11 protein-coding genes are annotated in these 16237 nt (G+C 31.4%); 5 read left to right on the top strand and 6 right to left on the bottom strand.

From position 1 onward, the window contains the following. Positions 1–152: 152 nt before the first annotated feature. From EGM88_RS02425 to EGM88_RS02410, 4 genes are read left to right on the top strand one after another with little or no spacing between them, the layout of a single operon-like run. Positions 153–833 (top strand): YjjG family noncanonical pyrimidine nucleotidase, encoded by a 681-nt coding sequence (locus EGM88_RS02425; RefSeq protein ID WP_123896374.1) that lies wholly within the window; start codon positions 153–155, stop codon positions 831–833. A gap of 44 nt (positions 834–877) precedes the next feature. Then, positions 878–1402, top strand: coding sequence for a hypothetical protein (locus EGM88_RS02420; RefSeq protein WP_123896373.1), 525 nt, complete (start codon positions 878–880; stop codon positions 1400–1402). Further along, complete coding sequence (locus EGM88_RS02415; RefSeq protein WP_123896372.1) at positions 1402–2820, top strand: DUF5723 family protein; 1419 nt, start codon at positions 1402–1404, stop codon at positions 2818–2820. The genes EGM88_RS02420 and EGM88_RS02415 overlap by 1 nt, the downstream gene beginning before the upstream one ends. A gap of 35 nt (positions 2821–2855) precedes the next feature. Next, positions 2856–3671, top strand: coding sequence for a hypothetical protein (locus EGM88_RS02410; protein WP_123896371.1), 816 nt, complete (start codon positions 2856–2858; stop codon positions 3669–3671). Positions 3672–3722: 51 nt separating this feature from the next. On the opposite strand, the gene EGM88_RS02405 is transcribed toward EGM88_RS02410, so the two are convergent. Next, the gene (locus EGM88_RS02405) at positions 3723–4997 is read right to left on the bottom strand and encodes a replication-associated recombination protein A (RefSeq protein ID WP_123896370.1); all 1275 of its coding nucleotides are present in this window, start codon (positions 4995–4997) and stop codon (positions 3723–3725) included. Between the two features lie 292 nt (positions 4998–5289). Here EGM88_RS02405 and EGM88_RS02400 point away from each other — a divergent pair, with 292 nt between their 5' ends. Next, complete coding sequence (locus EGM88_RS02400; RefSeq protein WP_238988362.1) at positions 5290–5949, top strand: rhomboid family intramembrane serine protease; 660 nt, start codon at positions 5290–5292, stop codon at positions 5947–5949. Positions 5950–6026: 77 nt separating this feature from the next. Here the strand turns inward: EGM88_RS02400 and rlmB are convergent, their stop codons facing one another. The 5 genes from rlmB to EGM88_RS02375 form a co-directional block, all read right to left on the bottom strand. After that, positions 6027–6761: a 23S rRNA (guanosine(2251)-2'-O)-methyltransferase RlmB gene (gene rlmB, locus EGM88_RS02395; protein ID WP_123896369.1), complete on the bottom strand. Its 735-nt coding sequence runs from the start codon at positions 6759–6761 to the stop codon at positions 6027–6029. 74 nt (positions 6762–6835) lie between these two features. Beyond that, the gene (locus tag EGM88_RS02390; RefSeq protein WP_238988360.1) at positions 6836–8311 is read right to left on the bottom strand and encodes a RagB/SusD family nutrient uptake outer membrane protein; all 1476 of its coding nucleotides are present in this window, start codon (positions 8309–8311) and stop codon (positions 6836–6838) included. A gap of 24 nt (positions 8312–8335) precedes the next feature. Further along, complete coding sequence (locus EGM88_RS02385; protein ID WP_123896367.1) at positions 8336–11299, bottom strand: SusC/RagA family TonB-linked outer membrane protein; 2964 nt, start codon at positions 11297–11299, stop codon at positions 8336–8338. A gap of 215 nt (positions 11300–11514) precedes the next feature. Beyond that, positions 11515–12972 carry a SusD/RagB family nutrient-binding outer membrane lipoprotein gene (locus EGM88_RS02380; RefSeq protein WP_123896366.1) on the bottom strand — a complete coding sequence of 486 codons (1458 nt, stop codon included), beginning with the start codon at positions 12970–12972 and terminating at the stop codon, positions 11515–11517. Between the two features lie 11 nt (positions 12973–12983). Further along, the gene (locus EGM88_RS02375; protein ID WP_162497531.1) at positions 12984–16208 is read right to left on the bottom strand and encodes a SusC/RagA family TonB-linked outer membrane protein; all 3225 of its coding nucleotides are present in this window, start codon (positions 16206–16208) and stop codon (positions 12984–12986) included. Positions 16209–16237 lie beyond the last annotated feature (29 nt).

Genomic DNA, 16237 nt, shown 5'->3' with positions numbered 1-16237 from the left:
ATATACAATAACATTAAATTGTCGTACTATAGCTCTTAGAAAAGAAGTTAAAATGATTTAAAATTAAACTTTGCTATAAAATTAAAATTGATATTAATGATAAATTCTAAAGTTGTAAATTTACCTCAAAACATAATCATTTATCTTCTTTAATGTCAATAAAACATATTTTTTTCGATTTAGATCATACCTTGTGGGATTTTGAAGCAAATTCAGCTCAAACATTTCAATTTATTTTTAAAGAGACTAACGTTAATATAAATATTAGCGATTTTTTAAAAAATTATAGGCCAATCAATCAAAAATATTGGAAACTATACAGAGAAGAACGTGTAAGTAAAAAGGAACTTAGGTATAAGCGTTTAAAAGAAACGTTTGATTTAATGTCGTATACAATTTCAGATGATCATATAAATCATTTAAGCTCAATTTATATTGATTATTTGCCAAATTATAATAAGCTTTTTGATGGCACATCAGAAATATTAAATTATTTAATGCCAAAGTATAAATTACATATTATTACAAATGGTTTTGAGGAGGTGCAAACAAAAAAATTGAAATCTTCGGGTATTTTGCATTTCTTTGATAAAATAGTGACTTCAGAGAGTGTTGGAGTTAAAAAACCAAATCCCAAAATTTTTAATTATGCGTTGGGGTTGGCAGAAGCAAAAGCAATAGAAAGTATTATGGTAGGAGATAATTTTGAAGCTGATATTTTAGGTGCAAAGGAAGTAGGTATGCAAACAATTCATTTTAAAGATAAGATTACAGGTGATAACGACGGAATTATAAGTATAACTAACCTAATGGAAATTAAACAGTATCTTTAGTTTTTTAATATCAAATTGAGGTGAAACGGCATGTAAAATATTTGTTGAAAATTTTAATATTAGGTACTGTATTATCATGTACAAGTACTATTGACCTTAATCAATTAGATACGGTAGAATTAAATCAGAGTTTAACAAGTACTTTTGTTTATTTAAAAGTAAATCAAAATAATTTTTTAAACAACACTTCAAACACAGAACTAACTAGCTTGTCAGATGTTAGTGTTATTGACATTTTTGATTCAGATTATGTTCAAGAGAATATTATAACTTCAAATTTTAGTTTTGAAATTGAAAATTCTTTTAATAGAGATTTTATACTTGATATTGCCTTTTTAAATGCAGATAATAATACTACCAAAAGCTTTACTATTAATGTTCCTAGAAACTCTAGTATAAGTCATTTTCAAAGTTATGAAGGGTTAGATTTACTTTCTCTAAAACTCTCGCAAAAGGTTAGAATTACATTGTATTTGCAACCAAGTGATGATGCTAGTATTTTAACCGAAGGTAATGAAATGAATTTTGAGTTAAAGTCATTTACTAATTTTGTTTTAAAAGTGAACTAATGCAAATACAGAAATATATATATGTGATATTTTGCTTAGTAGTTTTTAAAAATCATTCTCAAAATAAAAAATTTATATTCGGAAATAATGATGTTCCACAATCATTATTATTAAATCCAGGAGAAGAAGTTAGTTATAAAAAACATATAGGCATTCCATTTGTATCAGGATTATATTTTAATATTGGATCCAATAATTTAACGGTAAAAGATATTGTTTCTGATGATGGTGTTGATATAAATGATAAAATAAGAAATCTGATTTTTAAACTAAAATCAACTGACTATATTACCGTAAATGAACAAGTTGATGTTATAAATATTGGTTATAAACTAAAAAATGATAAAGACTACTTAAATTTTGGATTTTATCAAGAATTTGATTTTGTGGCTTATTATCCTAAAGATTTAGCTGTTTTATTTTATCAAGGAAATACAGATATTAATGGAAATATTGAATTAAATTCTAATACAAATTTTAATCAAATAAGTTTTAAAGGTCAGGCTTTTGGAGTTTTTCATGCAGGGATATCTCGTAAAATAAATAAACGTTTAAATGTAGGAGCAAGAGTAAAGTTATATTCAGGTAGTTTTAATGTGCAATCTGTAAATAATAAAGGGAGCTTTTCAACGGTTTTAGGAGAAAATAATATGTATCAACATCAATTGAATAATGTCAGCTTTTTAGCTCAATCATCAGGGATTTTAAAAGATGATGAGGTTAGTTTTTCTGCTAAAAGTTTAATGTCAAACTTATTTGTTGGGGGTAATTTTGGGTTGGGAGTAGATGTAGGATTTAGTTATCGTTTAAATGAAAGAACATCACTATCTGCAAGTGCTTTGGATATTGGTTTTATCAGTTATTCTAAAGATGTAAGTTCTTATAGTATAAAAGGGAATTATGCATTTGAAGGAATTGGTTTGCTTTTTCCAGAGCAAGATCAACCTATTTCTTATTGGGAAGATTTAATTTTAGATTTTGATGAGCAACTAGTTAGAGAAGAAAAACATAAAACTTATATTTCATTTCCTTCAGCCAAAATAAATGCGGGCTTGCTTTATGGTTTTGGAAAGCAAATTAGAATGTTGTCCAATTCCATCAGTTGTAATACAAATAAGGGCTTTTCAGTATCAAAGTATCAGAATGAAATAGGTGCTCAATTTTATAGTATTTTAAGACCTCAATTTCCTCAAATGGCAGCTACGGTCTTTTATAATAGAAGACTAGGTACTTTTTTAAAGACTAAAATCAGTTATACAATTGATAATTATTTATTTTCAAATGTTGGTTTTGGGTTTTCTACTCAGATTAATAAGCTTAATTTTTATGCTGCAGTAGATAATATTTTAGGCTATGAAGATCTATTTAACTCTAAAAAAACCTCGTTTAGTTTAGGGGCTAATTTAATTTTTGACTAAAAAAAACCTTATATTTATCATCTAAATTTTATACAATGAGATTAAAATATATACCCTTTGTGCTTGTATTTTTTATGGCCAATACTCTTTTTGGACAATCTTTAAACGAATATAAATACGTGATAGTTTCTTCTAAATATGGCTTTCAAAAGTCAGAAGATCAATATCAATTAAATTCATTAACCAAGTTTTTATTTGAAAAAGAAGGGTTTAATGTAATTTATAATAGTTTAGAACTGCCTACTGAAGTTGTAAACAATCCATGTTTAGCTTTAACGGCAGAAATTATTAATGAATCTAATATGTTTACTACCAAATTAGTAATAGAATTAAAGAATTGTAAAAATCAAAAAGTATTTGTATCAAAAGAAGGTAGAAGTAAAGAAAAGGAATATAAAGCAGGCTATCAAGAAGCATTACGAAAAGCATTTGAGTCAGTTAAAGAACAAAACTATAGCTATTCAGTACCTGCAATTACTGAAGTTGTAGAAGAAGATATAATTGAAGTTAATGAAAATATTTCTCAGCTAGATGAAGCAGAAATTGAAGATGTTGTAATGGAATCTACTGAATCTTCAAATTTAAAAGTAGATAACAGAGATAGAGATAGTAAAGGTAATATTTTAGGTGTACCTACAGAAAAAATGTTGTATGCTCAAGAAAATAGGCTGGGATACCAATTGGTAGATAGTACGCCTAAAATCGTTTTTATACTATTAAAAACAGGCAAAAAAGATGTATACTTTCTAAAAAATAGAACTGGAACTTTTTATAAAGAAGAAGGCAAATGGTTTGCTGAGTATTATTTCGATGGTCATTTAATGAAGCAAGAATTTGAAGTAAAATGGTAAGTTTACTTAGAGTTTTTTTATAAAAGTGTTGTTTAAGTTGCTTTTATTTATTTAATAGTTGTATTTCCCTTTCCAACGTTTTTTTAAAAATTCTCTAAAATTATTTTCTCTACTGTTATTTCCAGGTTCATAAAACGTTGTATTTTTAATTTCGTCAGGTAAAAATTCTTGGTCAATAAAATTATTATCGTAATTATGAGCATATTGATAATTTTTACCATAATTTAAATCCTTCATTAACTTTGTTGGAGCATTTCTTAAATGTAAAGGAACTGATAAATCACCTGTTTGTTGTACCAATTGTTGAGCTTTTCCAATAGCCATATAAGAAGCGTTACTTTTTGGTGAATTTGCCAAATAAACAGCACATTGACTTAAAATAATTCGGGATTCGGGATTTCCAATTACTGAAACTGCTTGAAACGTTGAGGTTGCTAATATTAAAGCATTCGGATTTGCATTACCAATATCTTCAGACGCAGAAATAATCAATCGTCTTGCTATAAACTTCACATCTTCACCGCCTTCAATCATTCGTGCCAACCAATATACCGCACCATTGGGATCACTTCCTCTAATAGACTTAATAAAGGCTGAAATTATATCGTAATGTTGTTCTCCAGTTTTGTCATAACGAGCTATATTATTCTGTACTTTTTCTAATACCTTATCATTAGTAATAACAACGGGGGTATCTTCAGCATTAACAATTAATTCAAAAATGTTTAAAAGTTTACGTGCATCACCACCAGAGAGTTGTAAAAGAGCATCAGTTTCTTTTAGTTTTATTTCCTTATTTGAAAGAATTTCATCTTCAGAAATAGCTCTATGCAATAAAGTTATTAAATCCTCTTTTTGAAATGAATTTAAAACATAAACTTGACAACGAGAAAGTAGGGCAGGGATAACCTCAAAACTTGGGTTTTCAGTAGTGGCACCAATTAAAGTAACCCAACCTTTTTCAACTGCTCCTAATAACGAATCTTGTTGTGATTTACTAAATCTATGAATTTCATCTATAAATAAAATAGGATTCTTAGCGGTAAAGAGCCCTCCACTTTTTTTAGCTTTCTCTATTACTTCTCTTACATCCTTTACACCAGAGTTGATTGCACTTAAAGTGTAAAACGGACGTTTAGATTCTTCTGCAATTATATTAGCTAAAGTTGTTTTTCCAATACCTGGAGGACCCCAAAGAATAAGTGATGGAATTACTCCTCTTTTTATATGAGCAGTTAATGCTCCGTTTTTACCAATTAAGTGTTGTTGACTAATATAGTCTTCAAGTGTTTTAGGTCTTATACGTTCTGCTAAAGGTGCACTCATATTGCAAATTTAGTGTTTTTGTTCATTTGTAGAATTGTTTACTCATTTAATGTTTTATTTTGTCATTTTGAATGCTAATTATTATGACTATTCGGCGTGTTTTAAATTAAAGCCAGCAAATTGTCATTTTTTAATTTATTATAGAAATCCATCTAAGGTTTTGGATTTTTTACTGACAATTTGTACAACTTGCAGAAGTTGGACATGTTTTTGAGAATAGTAGTTTTTTTATTAGTAATTTGTATATTAATAGTGGTATGAGTTTAAATAAATATTTAATCATGGTTAGCTAATGATTCACGAAGAAGAACATAAACAATTTAAATTTTCGTCTATTGTAATTACATTCCCATTGTATTTTGTATTGTCTTTATGGATTGTTTTTTGGATAGAAGGGACTTATAATTTATACCTTACAAAATATGGTTTATATCCGCATACTATTAAAGGTTTAAGAGGAATTGTTTTTTCACCTTTTTTGCATAGTGGGATTAAGCATTTGTTTAACAATTCAATTCCGCTATTTATTTTAATGACTGCTCTATTCTATTTTTATAGAAAAATTGCTTTTAAGGTTTTAATTTATGGTGTGCTTTTGAGTGGATTGTTAACTTGGGTTATTGGTAGGCCTTCTTATCATATTGGTGCTAGTGGAGTGGTTTACTTACTTTTTAGTTTTGTACTATTTAGCGGAATGATTCGGAAATATTATCGCTTAATTGCAGTCTCTTTAATTGTAATTTTTTTATATGGAAGTATGATTTGGTATATACTTCCTATAAAAGAAGGTATTTCGTGGGAAGGGCATTTATCAGGCTTTTTAGTAGGGTTACTTTTAGCAATTATTTATAGAAAGCACGGTCCAAAATCTTATAAATATGATTGGGAAGATGAAAGTATCGAAGATGATGAAAACCTTTTAATTTACGATAATAATTTTGAAGAGGAGTAGATTGTTAGTTATTGTTTTTTAGATGGCATGGAAATGCTTATAATTCAATATTTTTATGATTATTAAATCGAATACAGTTAACTAAATTTTTGTCTAACCGCTTCATATAAGGCCACACCACAAGCTACTGAAACATTTAAAGAAGCAATATCTCCTAATAATGGTAATTTGGCTTTTGCGTCTGCAATTTTTAATATTGAAGAGGTAATACCTTTATGCTCTGAGCCCATAATTAATGCAGTGGGTTTATTTAAGTCAACAGTATAAATCGTAGCGTCTGTTTTTTCTGTAATGGCTACTATTTGAATGCCCTCTGCTTGTAAAAAATAAATAGCATCTAATAAATGATTTACTTTACAAATTGGAATTTTAAAGGCGGCACCCGCTGATGTTTTTATGGCATCTGCATTTAACGGAGCACTCCCTTGATTAGGAATAATTATTGCATCTACACCAGTACATTCTGCAGTTCTTAAAATGGCTCCAAAATTTCTTACATCTGTAATTTGATCTAATAATAAAAATAGTGGTGTTTCTTTATTTATTGTTGTAAAAATAGTTTCTAAATTGTAAAAATCAATAGGAGAAATTTTAGCGACAACTCCTTGATGGTTTTGATGTTTAGAAAGATGATTGAGTTTCTCTATAGGTACATGGCTAGTAGAAATGTTATTCTTTTTAATTAGAGTGTTTAATTCAGAAAATAACGGTCCACTTAAGCCTTTTTGAATATAAATCTTTTCTAAAGATTGACCAGCATTTATAGCTTCAATAATCGCTCTGATGCCAAATATGTTTGAGGTGTCTTGCATGTTACAAAGGTAAAGATTTTATAAATAAAAAAACCACCTCTTTTGGAGGTGGTTTTTAAATGGATGAAATAATATTACCATCCTGGATTTTGTACTAGATTTGGATTCACAGTTTGATCTCTAGCAGGAATACCCCAAACAAATTTAGGATCACTAGGGTCTTTACTTAATGAATCATAATCAGAACCTGTGTTTATCAAAGAAAGATCTTGTGGATCATGTCTTGTAACGCCATCACCCCATCTTTTTAAATCATCTAATCTAAAGCCTTCAAAAGCTAATTCTCTGAATCTCTCATCTTTTAAATCTTGCATTGTAGGAGAGCCTATAGCAGAAAGACCACGAGCTTCTCTTAAAGCATTTAACGGAGTAGCAGCATCACCAGTTGACATTAACGCAGCTTCAGCAGAAATTAAATACATTTCAGCTATTCTAAATACTTTTGGTGCATTTTGATAGTTAGTAGTTGCAGAAGTCCATAATGCAGGGTTTCCAGGAAATTTATTAACTAAATAAATATTAGGAGTAACACTACCTTGGATTCTTACATCTTTTACGTCAAAATATACATTTTTTCTAATGTCATTATCCTCATACATATCTACAACCCATTTTGAAGGGATAAAATCAGGAGTGAAGTCATCAGTATCAGGATTGTATCCTAAATAAATAGAATTTGTATTAGTCAATTCATTTGGAGCACTTAAGAAAGGTTGATAAATAACTTCTTGTGCATAATCATTTGTCCACATGTCAGCTAATACAGTTTCTGATGTTATTAATGGATATGTCTCAGAGTTAATAAGTTCATCAGCAGCAGTCTTAGCACCTGACCAGTCTTCCATTGTAAGTTTAACTCTAGCTTCTAATGCTTTTACAACATCTGCATTAAAATAATTTGAACCTTGAGATCCAGAAACTCCAGCAAGACCAGTCGAAGCTACTTGAATATCAGCTAGAATTTGATCATAGACTTGTTGTACTGTGCTTCTAGCAGGTAAAGCATTTACATCATATTCTAGTACTAGAGGAACTCCTAAATCACTAGATGCTGTAGCAGGGTCATAATCTTTACTAAAACGTTTTACTAATTCAAAATAGTAGTAAGCTCTAACAAAATGAGCATCTGCTTTATAAATCTCAAGTGTTGCAATTTCAGTAGGATCTTCCAATTCTAAAGTTTCAAATCCTGCAATAGCAATATTAGCATTGGTTATACCAGAATATAATTTTGACCAAATATCACTAATGTCATAATCTGCAGCTAAAAAGCCTTCCCATCTATGAGGAAAACCATTTCTATTACCAAAATCTTTAGAAGCATTTAATTGGTCTGACTGAACATCTGGAAGAAATTGGATATTACCAGATACTCTTCCTCTAAAATAAGCATAAAAACCATTATCCCAATTTTCGGCATCGTTAATACTTTTAAATGACTGCGATTGTTCAATTGAATCAAAAGGCACTCTATTTAAATCATCACTACAGGCTACAGACAATAAGCCCACAGCTAGTATCAAAATGAAGTTTTTTATTAATTTTTTCATAATACTCTATATTTGTGATTTTTTTTATAATTTAATTTCAACTCCAAAACTAACTTGTTTTGTGTTTGGATTCGTTCCTAAAGCTAAATTGGAGTCAACTTCAGGATCAGGTCCTAAGTATTCTGTCCAAGTTAATAAGTTTCTACCAATTACATATAGTCTTAAACTTTTAAGGAACGACTGGTTCTTTAAGAATTTTTCAGGTACATTGTAACCAAATTGAAGCGTTTTTAAACGTACAAATGAAGCATCTTCAATTAAACGAGAATCAAATTGTGTAAATTGATAATCTAATGATGGGAACAAAGTTTCATCACCTGGATTTTGCCAATAGTCAGCAGATCTCTTACTTGTATTAAATCCTGTAAATACAGTTGGATTTTCAAAGAAATATCTATCGTTGTTAATTAAATATTTACCTTGAGAAAATGCAAAGTCAGCAGTTAAGAAAAATCCTTTATATCCAGCAGATAAACCAAAACCTCCATTTAATGGTGGGTATCGATCTTTACCAGTACTTTGTTGTAAAGCTGCAGTGTTAAAGTCTGAAGTTACATTGTTTGGATCAAAGTTTGGTTCAACAACTTTATCTGGATCTGCATTAGGTACATACCAATATGGTACACCCGTTTGAGAATCTATGTGAGAAAATACAGGATAGAATAATGATACTGGTTTACCAACAGCCCAAGCTACACCTGTATTAGGGATGATCCAATAATCACGACCTTGGAATAATTCTGTAACTTTATTTTCGTTGTAATTTAAACTCACATATGGAGTTACATAATAATCAGAACCTTTTACGATATCAAAATCAAGTGCAACATCAATACCTTTATTTTCAAGAGACCCTACGTTAGAAGTTATATTAGCAAATCCAGAGGTATATGGGTAAGGTACACTTACTAACATATCTTCTGTTGTTCTAATATAATATTCTACATCTAAACGAACTCTGTCAAAGAAAGATGTGTTAACTGCAAATGTAGTTTTACGTTGGTTTTCCCAACTTAAGTCTGTATTTCCTGGAGCTGAAATGTTCCAACCTGTTGATGTATTGTATTGGTTTGTACCAACAGTAGCTAAACTGTTGTAATTACCAATAGCAGCATTACCACTAGTACCAGTACTTACTTTTAAGTTTAAGTTATCTAACCAGCTAACATCTTTTAAGAAATTCTCTGATTTTAATCTCCACATAAGTCCTGCAGACCAGAAGTTTGCATATTTATTATTTTCACCAAATCTAGAAGAACCATCTCTTCTTACAGTAACATCTAAGAAATATTTGTTATCAAAGCTATAGTCGAAACGACCAAAGTATGAATTAAAAACATATTCACTTTTATATTGACTAACGTCTCTGTTGTCAGGTCCTGCACTTAATAACAACAATCTGTCGTCATTATGTCCGTTAGATGAAGCAGAAAAGTTTTCATATTCATTTTTTACATACTCTTGACCAGCTAATACAGTAAAGTCATGTATATCATTAATGTTAAAACTATATTCTAAAGTATTAGTGATAGTTTGTGTAATGTTTCTTTCAAAATCTTCATAAGCACTACCATTACCTAATGATCCTACGAAAGAAGGTAATCTTTGACTTGATTCTCTCACGTCATAAAATTCAATACCCATTTGAGATTTAAAGGTTACATTCTTAATAGGATTAATTTGGATGTATCCTGAAGGAGTAATGTTTAGTCTACTGTAATTAGCAGGGTAAACTTTCTCACGATATGCAGGATGATAACGACCCCAACCTGGTATAGTGCCGTCCATATATGGATTTCCGTCTTCATCAACTGGAGAATAGAATGGTTGAGCTAATAAGGCTAAACCTCTATTGGTACTGTTAGACCCACTTGGGTTACTTTGTCTATCATCATAACCTAACCCTACGTTTAAGCCCATTTGAAACCAATCACTAACTTTAGTGTCAATATTTGAACGTAAGGTATATCTTTTAAAATCAGATTGATAAGCTAAACCTTGTTGGTCATAGAAACCTCCAGATACATAATAAGATGTTTTCTCACCACCACCATTAACAGAAACATCCATTTGAAGTGTTGGCTGATTCTTTTTATAGTAAGTTTCCCACCATTTTGTATCAGTATCAGGGAAAGTTGTATTGATATAATCAATAGTACCAGCATCATAATAACCAGCACCTTCCATAAAATCTAAAAACTCATCTCTATTCATTACACTTTCGAAAAAGTCAGTGTTAGCCATATTAGAAACTCCATACTGAGAGCTTATTGTAATGGTAGCTTCTTGATTTCGTTTCCCCTTTTTAGTTGTAATGTATACTACACCATTAGCTGCTCTAGATCCATAAATAGAGGTAGCAGAAGCATCTTTAAGAACAGTAACACTCTCGAAATCATTAGAATTTAAAGATACTAATGAGCCGTCTGATACTGGAATTCCATCTATTACAAATAATGGAGTTGAACTAGATCCAAGAGATCCTACACCATGTAATCTAATAGATTGTGTAGCTGAAGGTTCACCTGAAGAAGAGAAAATTTGTAGACCAGGAACTTTACCTTGAAGTGCATCCAAAACGTTTGCTGAAGGTTTTTCCTTAATGGATTCTGAGGAAACTTGTACTACAGATCCAACAATTGAGCCTAATTTTTTACCAGCACCATAACCAACAACCACTACTTCTTCTAGCAAATTGTCAGATTCCATTATTAAATTTATTGTAGTGGCATTGCCTACTTTTTTTTCAACTGTTTTCATTCCTACAAAACTAAAAACAAGTACATCGCCTGTATTTGCAGAAATGGAATAGTTACCGTCAAAATCTGTTTCGGTACCAATTGCAGTACCTTTAATCAATATTGTTACTCCTGGTAGAGGCCCTGTTTCGTCAGTTACTGTACCTGAAATAGTCTTTTGTTGTGCAAACGTAAGTTGCACAGCTAACGCTAGTAATAGCGTTAGAAATCCACTAAACTTTGTTTTCATGTTTATATTATTTGAATTAATTGCGGCAAAAATGATAAAATTATGTTAATAAAACAACTATTTAACATAAATTAGGTTAAAGTTGATAGTTTTTAAAAGTAATTATTCATGTAAGATGGTGTTGATTTCAAATGGTTGCGTGAGTTGGTTGTTAAATAATAAAAAACGCCTAATTCATTTGAATTAGACGTTTTCTTTTTTTAGTGAATTTTATTTTATTGATCCCACCATACTCTTGATGTGTTTTTATCTGTAGCCGGTAATAATGCAGCAACACCTGAATCATAGTTTGCTTTATTTAAACTATTTTCTTCAGTTGGGTAATTATATCTTCTAGGTATTTGTCCATCATTAAAGAAATCGGTTGCGGGTACTAATGCGGGGAAATCTGTACGTCTCCATTCTGACCATGCATCAAAGCCGTTAGGGAAAAGAGTTACCCACTTTTCTTCTGCGATAACCCTTGTAGCTCCATATGTTGTCATATCAGCAACTCTTGAAGTGGCATAAGCTGTTGCACTTGCACTGATAGAAGTTCCATAGTGTGCGTCAAGAGTTTCGTATGATTTTTCAACTCCCATTTTTAACATGTCAGCAGCATCTTCAGTAGTCCAACCTAAATTTGCGGCATCAGCTCTATTTAAATAGGTATATGCTGCAGTCATTAAAGGTAAAGGAGCTAATTCTGTCCATATATAATCAGACATTGAAGCTTTTCCTGCACCACTACCATTAGCATATCCGTAAGGAACACCATCTTTAGATGGGTCATCTGAATATACATTAATTCTTGAATCTAATAATGTGTTTGAAGTGGTTCCTATACCTTTTAAAGCATCTGTAAATTCTTGAGAAAGAAAATAATCAGGTTTTCTATTTGCAGAATAAGGATTTTGAAAATCTTCATTGTAAATAAACCAAGCTTCATCAGAAATGTCTTCAATTACTCCACTTGGATCGTTTAAAGCTTCATTAAATGCTGCTGCTGCTATACCTGAAGCTGATGGATATTTTTTAGATAGTTGTAACGAAAGTTGTAAAATTAGCGAATTTGCCATTTTTTTCCATTGTGTTACATTTCCTCCAAAAATGATATCCCCTGTCGGTCCTAATTTTGAATCATCTAAGTTGTCTCTAGAAGTTTTTAATTGAGCTAACATTGATTCGTAAATACTACTTTGGCTATCATACAAAGGACTTAAATTTTCTTTGTCTTTTAATGCTTCTGAGTATGGTATGTCACCCCAACTATCTGTAATTCTTTTAAAAATAATTGTTTTAAAAATTTCAGATACCGCAATTTGATTTTCAGGAGCACCTTGACTCAGCAAAATAGTATTATGATTTTCTACATCTGAATTTATATCAATAACTAATTGTAAATTAGATAATGTTTGTACATAATAAGAATACCAACTTACTGCGGCTTCATTATAAAGCATTTCGTCTACATAGGTAACTTGAGATTGGTATTGAACGTATAAAGTTGGTTTAAGTAAACCATCTCTACCTGTTATCGTAGAGTATCGAGACATGGCACCCGCCATTAAAGACGAAGTGTTTGGGTCTGCTGCTCCATTAGGATTTACATTTGTATCTCCAAAATCGACATTCTCACATGCTCCAATGGCAATTAAGAGAGATGTTAGGATTAAATATTTTATTTTTTTCATCGTTTTTTTTATTAAAAAGTTAATTTAACATTTACACCATAACTTCGTGTTCCAGGCATTTGACCACTTTCTCCATATGTTCCTGAAATCTCTGAAGGATCCCATTCTTGAGTATTGTCTTTAGCTACTGAAATTAGCCATAAGTTTCTACCAACTAAACTTATGCTAGCACCCGAAAGTGAGTTTTTTAATAATTTTTTTGAAAAATTATAAGTTAAACTTACATCTCTTAGTTTAATATAACTTGCATCATGTATAAATGGTTCTGCAAGTCTGTTTGAATAATTTTGTGTGTTAAAATCATAGGTTTCAATGTATTCATCATATGGTTGGCCAGAAGCAGTAACACCAATAACGCGAGTACCACCTCCGTCATCAACAGCATCACGTTTAGGGTTGCCTTTATCATTTAAACCAGCAGTGCTTTCTAATAATCCAGAAGAAGATCCCCACATTTCACTTAAAGAGAAAAATTTACCTCCTTTTTGGAAATCAATTGATGCGGTTAAACTTAAGTTTTTATAAGTAAATCCATTTAATATACCTCCTGTAAAATCTGGTAATACACTTCCTAAGTATTGACCTGTTTCAACTGAATACAATCCATTAGATTGTACAACGGGATTGCCATCAGCATCTCTTTCAATTGCAGTACCTCTTAATTGTCCCCAGTCATTTCCTAATTCATGTGTAACATATACGAAACCAAAAGCATCATTACCTCCTGGTGCATCTAGAGATTGTAAATCTCCAGGTAAACTAACAATTTTAGTTGTGTTTTTTGCAAAGTTAGCTGTGATATCCCAACTAAAGTTATCTGATTTAACTGGTGTTGCAGTAAAGGTAATCTCAACTCCTTCTCTTTCTGCTTCTCCGGCATTAGTCAAGTAGCTGTCGTATCCAGTACCTCTTGATACACTAATAGGTATAATTTCATCTTTTCTATTTTCTTTGTAATAGGTAAAGCTCAACCCAAGTCTGTTTTGTAGAAAACGAGTGTCAAAACCTACTTCTAGTGAAGTGTTAATTGCAGGTTTTATATTTGGGTCTAAAATATCGGTATTGGTATATTGTAAAGAAATGCCATCATAGGGTTTCCCTGATAAAGGATATGCTGGGTCTAACTCATATGCTCCTAAATCATTACCTACTTGTGCCCAACCGGCTCTTAATTTACCAAAAGATAAAATGCTATTATTTTCAATTAATTCAGAGAAAATGAAACTTGTACCGAAAGAAGGATAGCCATATCCATTGCTATTTTCTGGTAAAGCAGAACTCCAATCTTTTCTATAAGTACCATCTAAATAAATCATGTCTTTATATCCAAAAGATACTTTGCCATACATACTACGTACTTGTTTTTTACTAACATATGTTGTTGGTGAAGGAGCAATACCTGCGTTTGAGAAGGTGTATACATCTGGTATAATTAGGCCACCTATTGTAGCACCTGTATCCATATTTGCGTAAAACGTATCATAGTTATTCACTCTTATGTTTCCACCTATAAATGCATCAACGTCAAAATCTCCAAATTTGTTTGTGTAATTTAATGCTGTATTGTAGTTGTTTTCTGAACGTGTACGTCTAGTAACACCAAAAGAATTTGACCAAGCATTGTATAAGTCAGGAGCTGCAGAATATGCTATAGAATAAGGCACGTAATAATTGTTTTTATATTCATCTTTTGTTCTAGTTGCTCCTGCAGTTAGTTTCCAATTGTCGTTAAACTGATAGGTTAAATTAATACTGCCAGCGAAATTATTATTTCTGTCTATGTTTTTAAATTCTCGTGCGTAATAATATGGGTTGAACCAAAATGCCGGTTTTTTATAGCTGCCACCAATAGCATAGTAATCAGGACCCCACCAGTTCCAAGTAGCGTTATATCCATCTGGAGTTTTTAAATCAATTAGTTCTCGCAACTTGTCAATTTCTATATTTCTACCAAACCATTGGTTAAAGTTACCAGAAGATTGATTGCTATATCCATCGTCAAAATCTCCTTGAGTTTTTGAAATAGAGTAGTTAAGCGTGGTAGCAACATTAAATTTATCAGTTACATCAAAATCAAAATTAGCACCAATAAATTGTTTATCAAACTTAGAGTAAGGTACAATACCAGATTGGTCTAAATCTGTAAACGAAACTCTCGCATTATATCTATCGCCACCACCACTAATAGCAACAGAGTTTTTTAAAGATAAACCAGTGTCATAAAACTCTTTAATGTTATCTGGCTGAGCACTATATTTTGCAGTTTGTCCAAAATATGGGCTGTCTGGCCAAAATGAATACCAAGGTAAGTAGTCTTGATCATCAAATTTAGGTCCCCAGCTCTCATCAGCATAGTTATTATCCCAAACTAAATATCTTTGTCCGTCCAAAACAGACCATTCTGGAATTGCTGCAGAAGAGCCATCAAAAGTACCCCAACTAGCTTCTCCTTCATATCCTTGACCATATTCATTTTGGAATTTTGGTAAATATGATACGTTTTCAAAAGTAGCAGAACTTATAATTTCAACACCTATACCTTTTCGACTTCCTTTTTTTGTTGTTATTACAACTACACCAGCGTCAGCTCTTTGACCATATAATGCGGTTGCGTTTGGTCCTTTTAATACGTTAAGACTAGCAACGTTGTTCATGTCAACATCACTTGGATTATTGATAGGAATACCATCTACCACATATAGAGGGTCGTTGTCAGAAGTTAAAGACATTGCACCTCTAATTCTAATCTTACCAGCTTCACCTAATTTGGAACCTGCTTGACCTTGTATTTGTACACCTGCCACTTTACCAGCTATTGCATTTTTAAGATTCACATCTTGTGAAATGTTTAAGTCTTCTGCTTTAATTTCTTGTGCGGCGTAGGTTAGGGTTTTTGTTTCTCTTTTAATACCTAACGCAGTTACTACAACTTCTTCTAGTACGTTGTCAGCTTCCATAGCTACGTTGATAGTGTTGGAGTTGCCTACAGTTACTTCTTTTCTAGCCATACCAATAAAACTGTAAACTAGAACATCGCCAACTGAAGCTTCAATAGTGTATTTACCATCGAAATCTGTTTCAGTACCTGTAGTTGTACCCTTAATAACTACACTAACACCTGGTAGTGGCCCTGTTTCATCAGAAACGGTACCGGTGATAGTTTTTGCTTGTGCAAACGTTAGTTGCACTGCTAACACTAATAATAGTGTTAGAAAACCATTAAACTTTGTTTTCATGTGTATATTTATTTGAATTAATTTGCTCA

The sequence above is a fragment of the Aureibaculum marinum genome (genome assembly GCF_003813905.1).
GTDB lineage: Bacteria > Bacteroidota > Bacteroidia > Flavobacteriales > Flavobacteriaceae > Aureibaculum > Aureibaculum marinum.
Note: the sequence above shows the minus strand (reverse complement) of the source record. Positions and strands in the feature narration are given on the sequence as shown.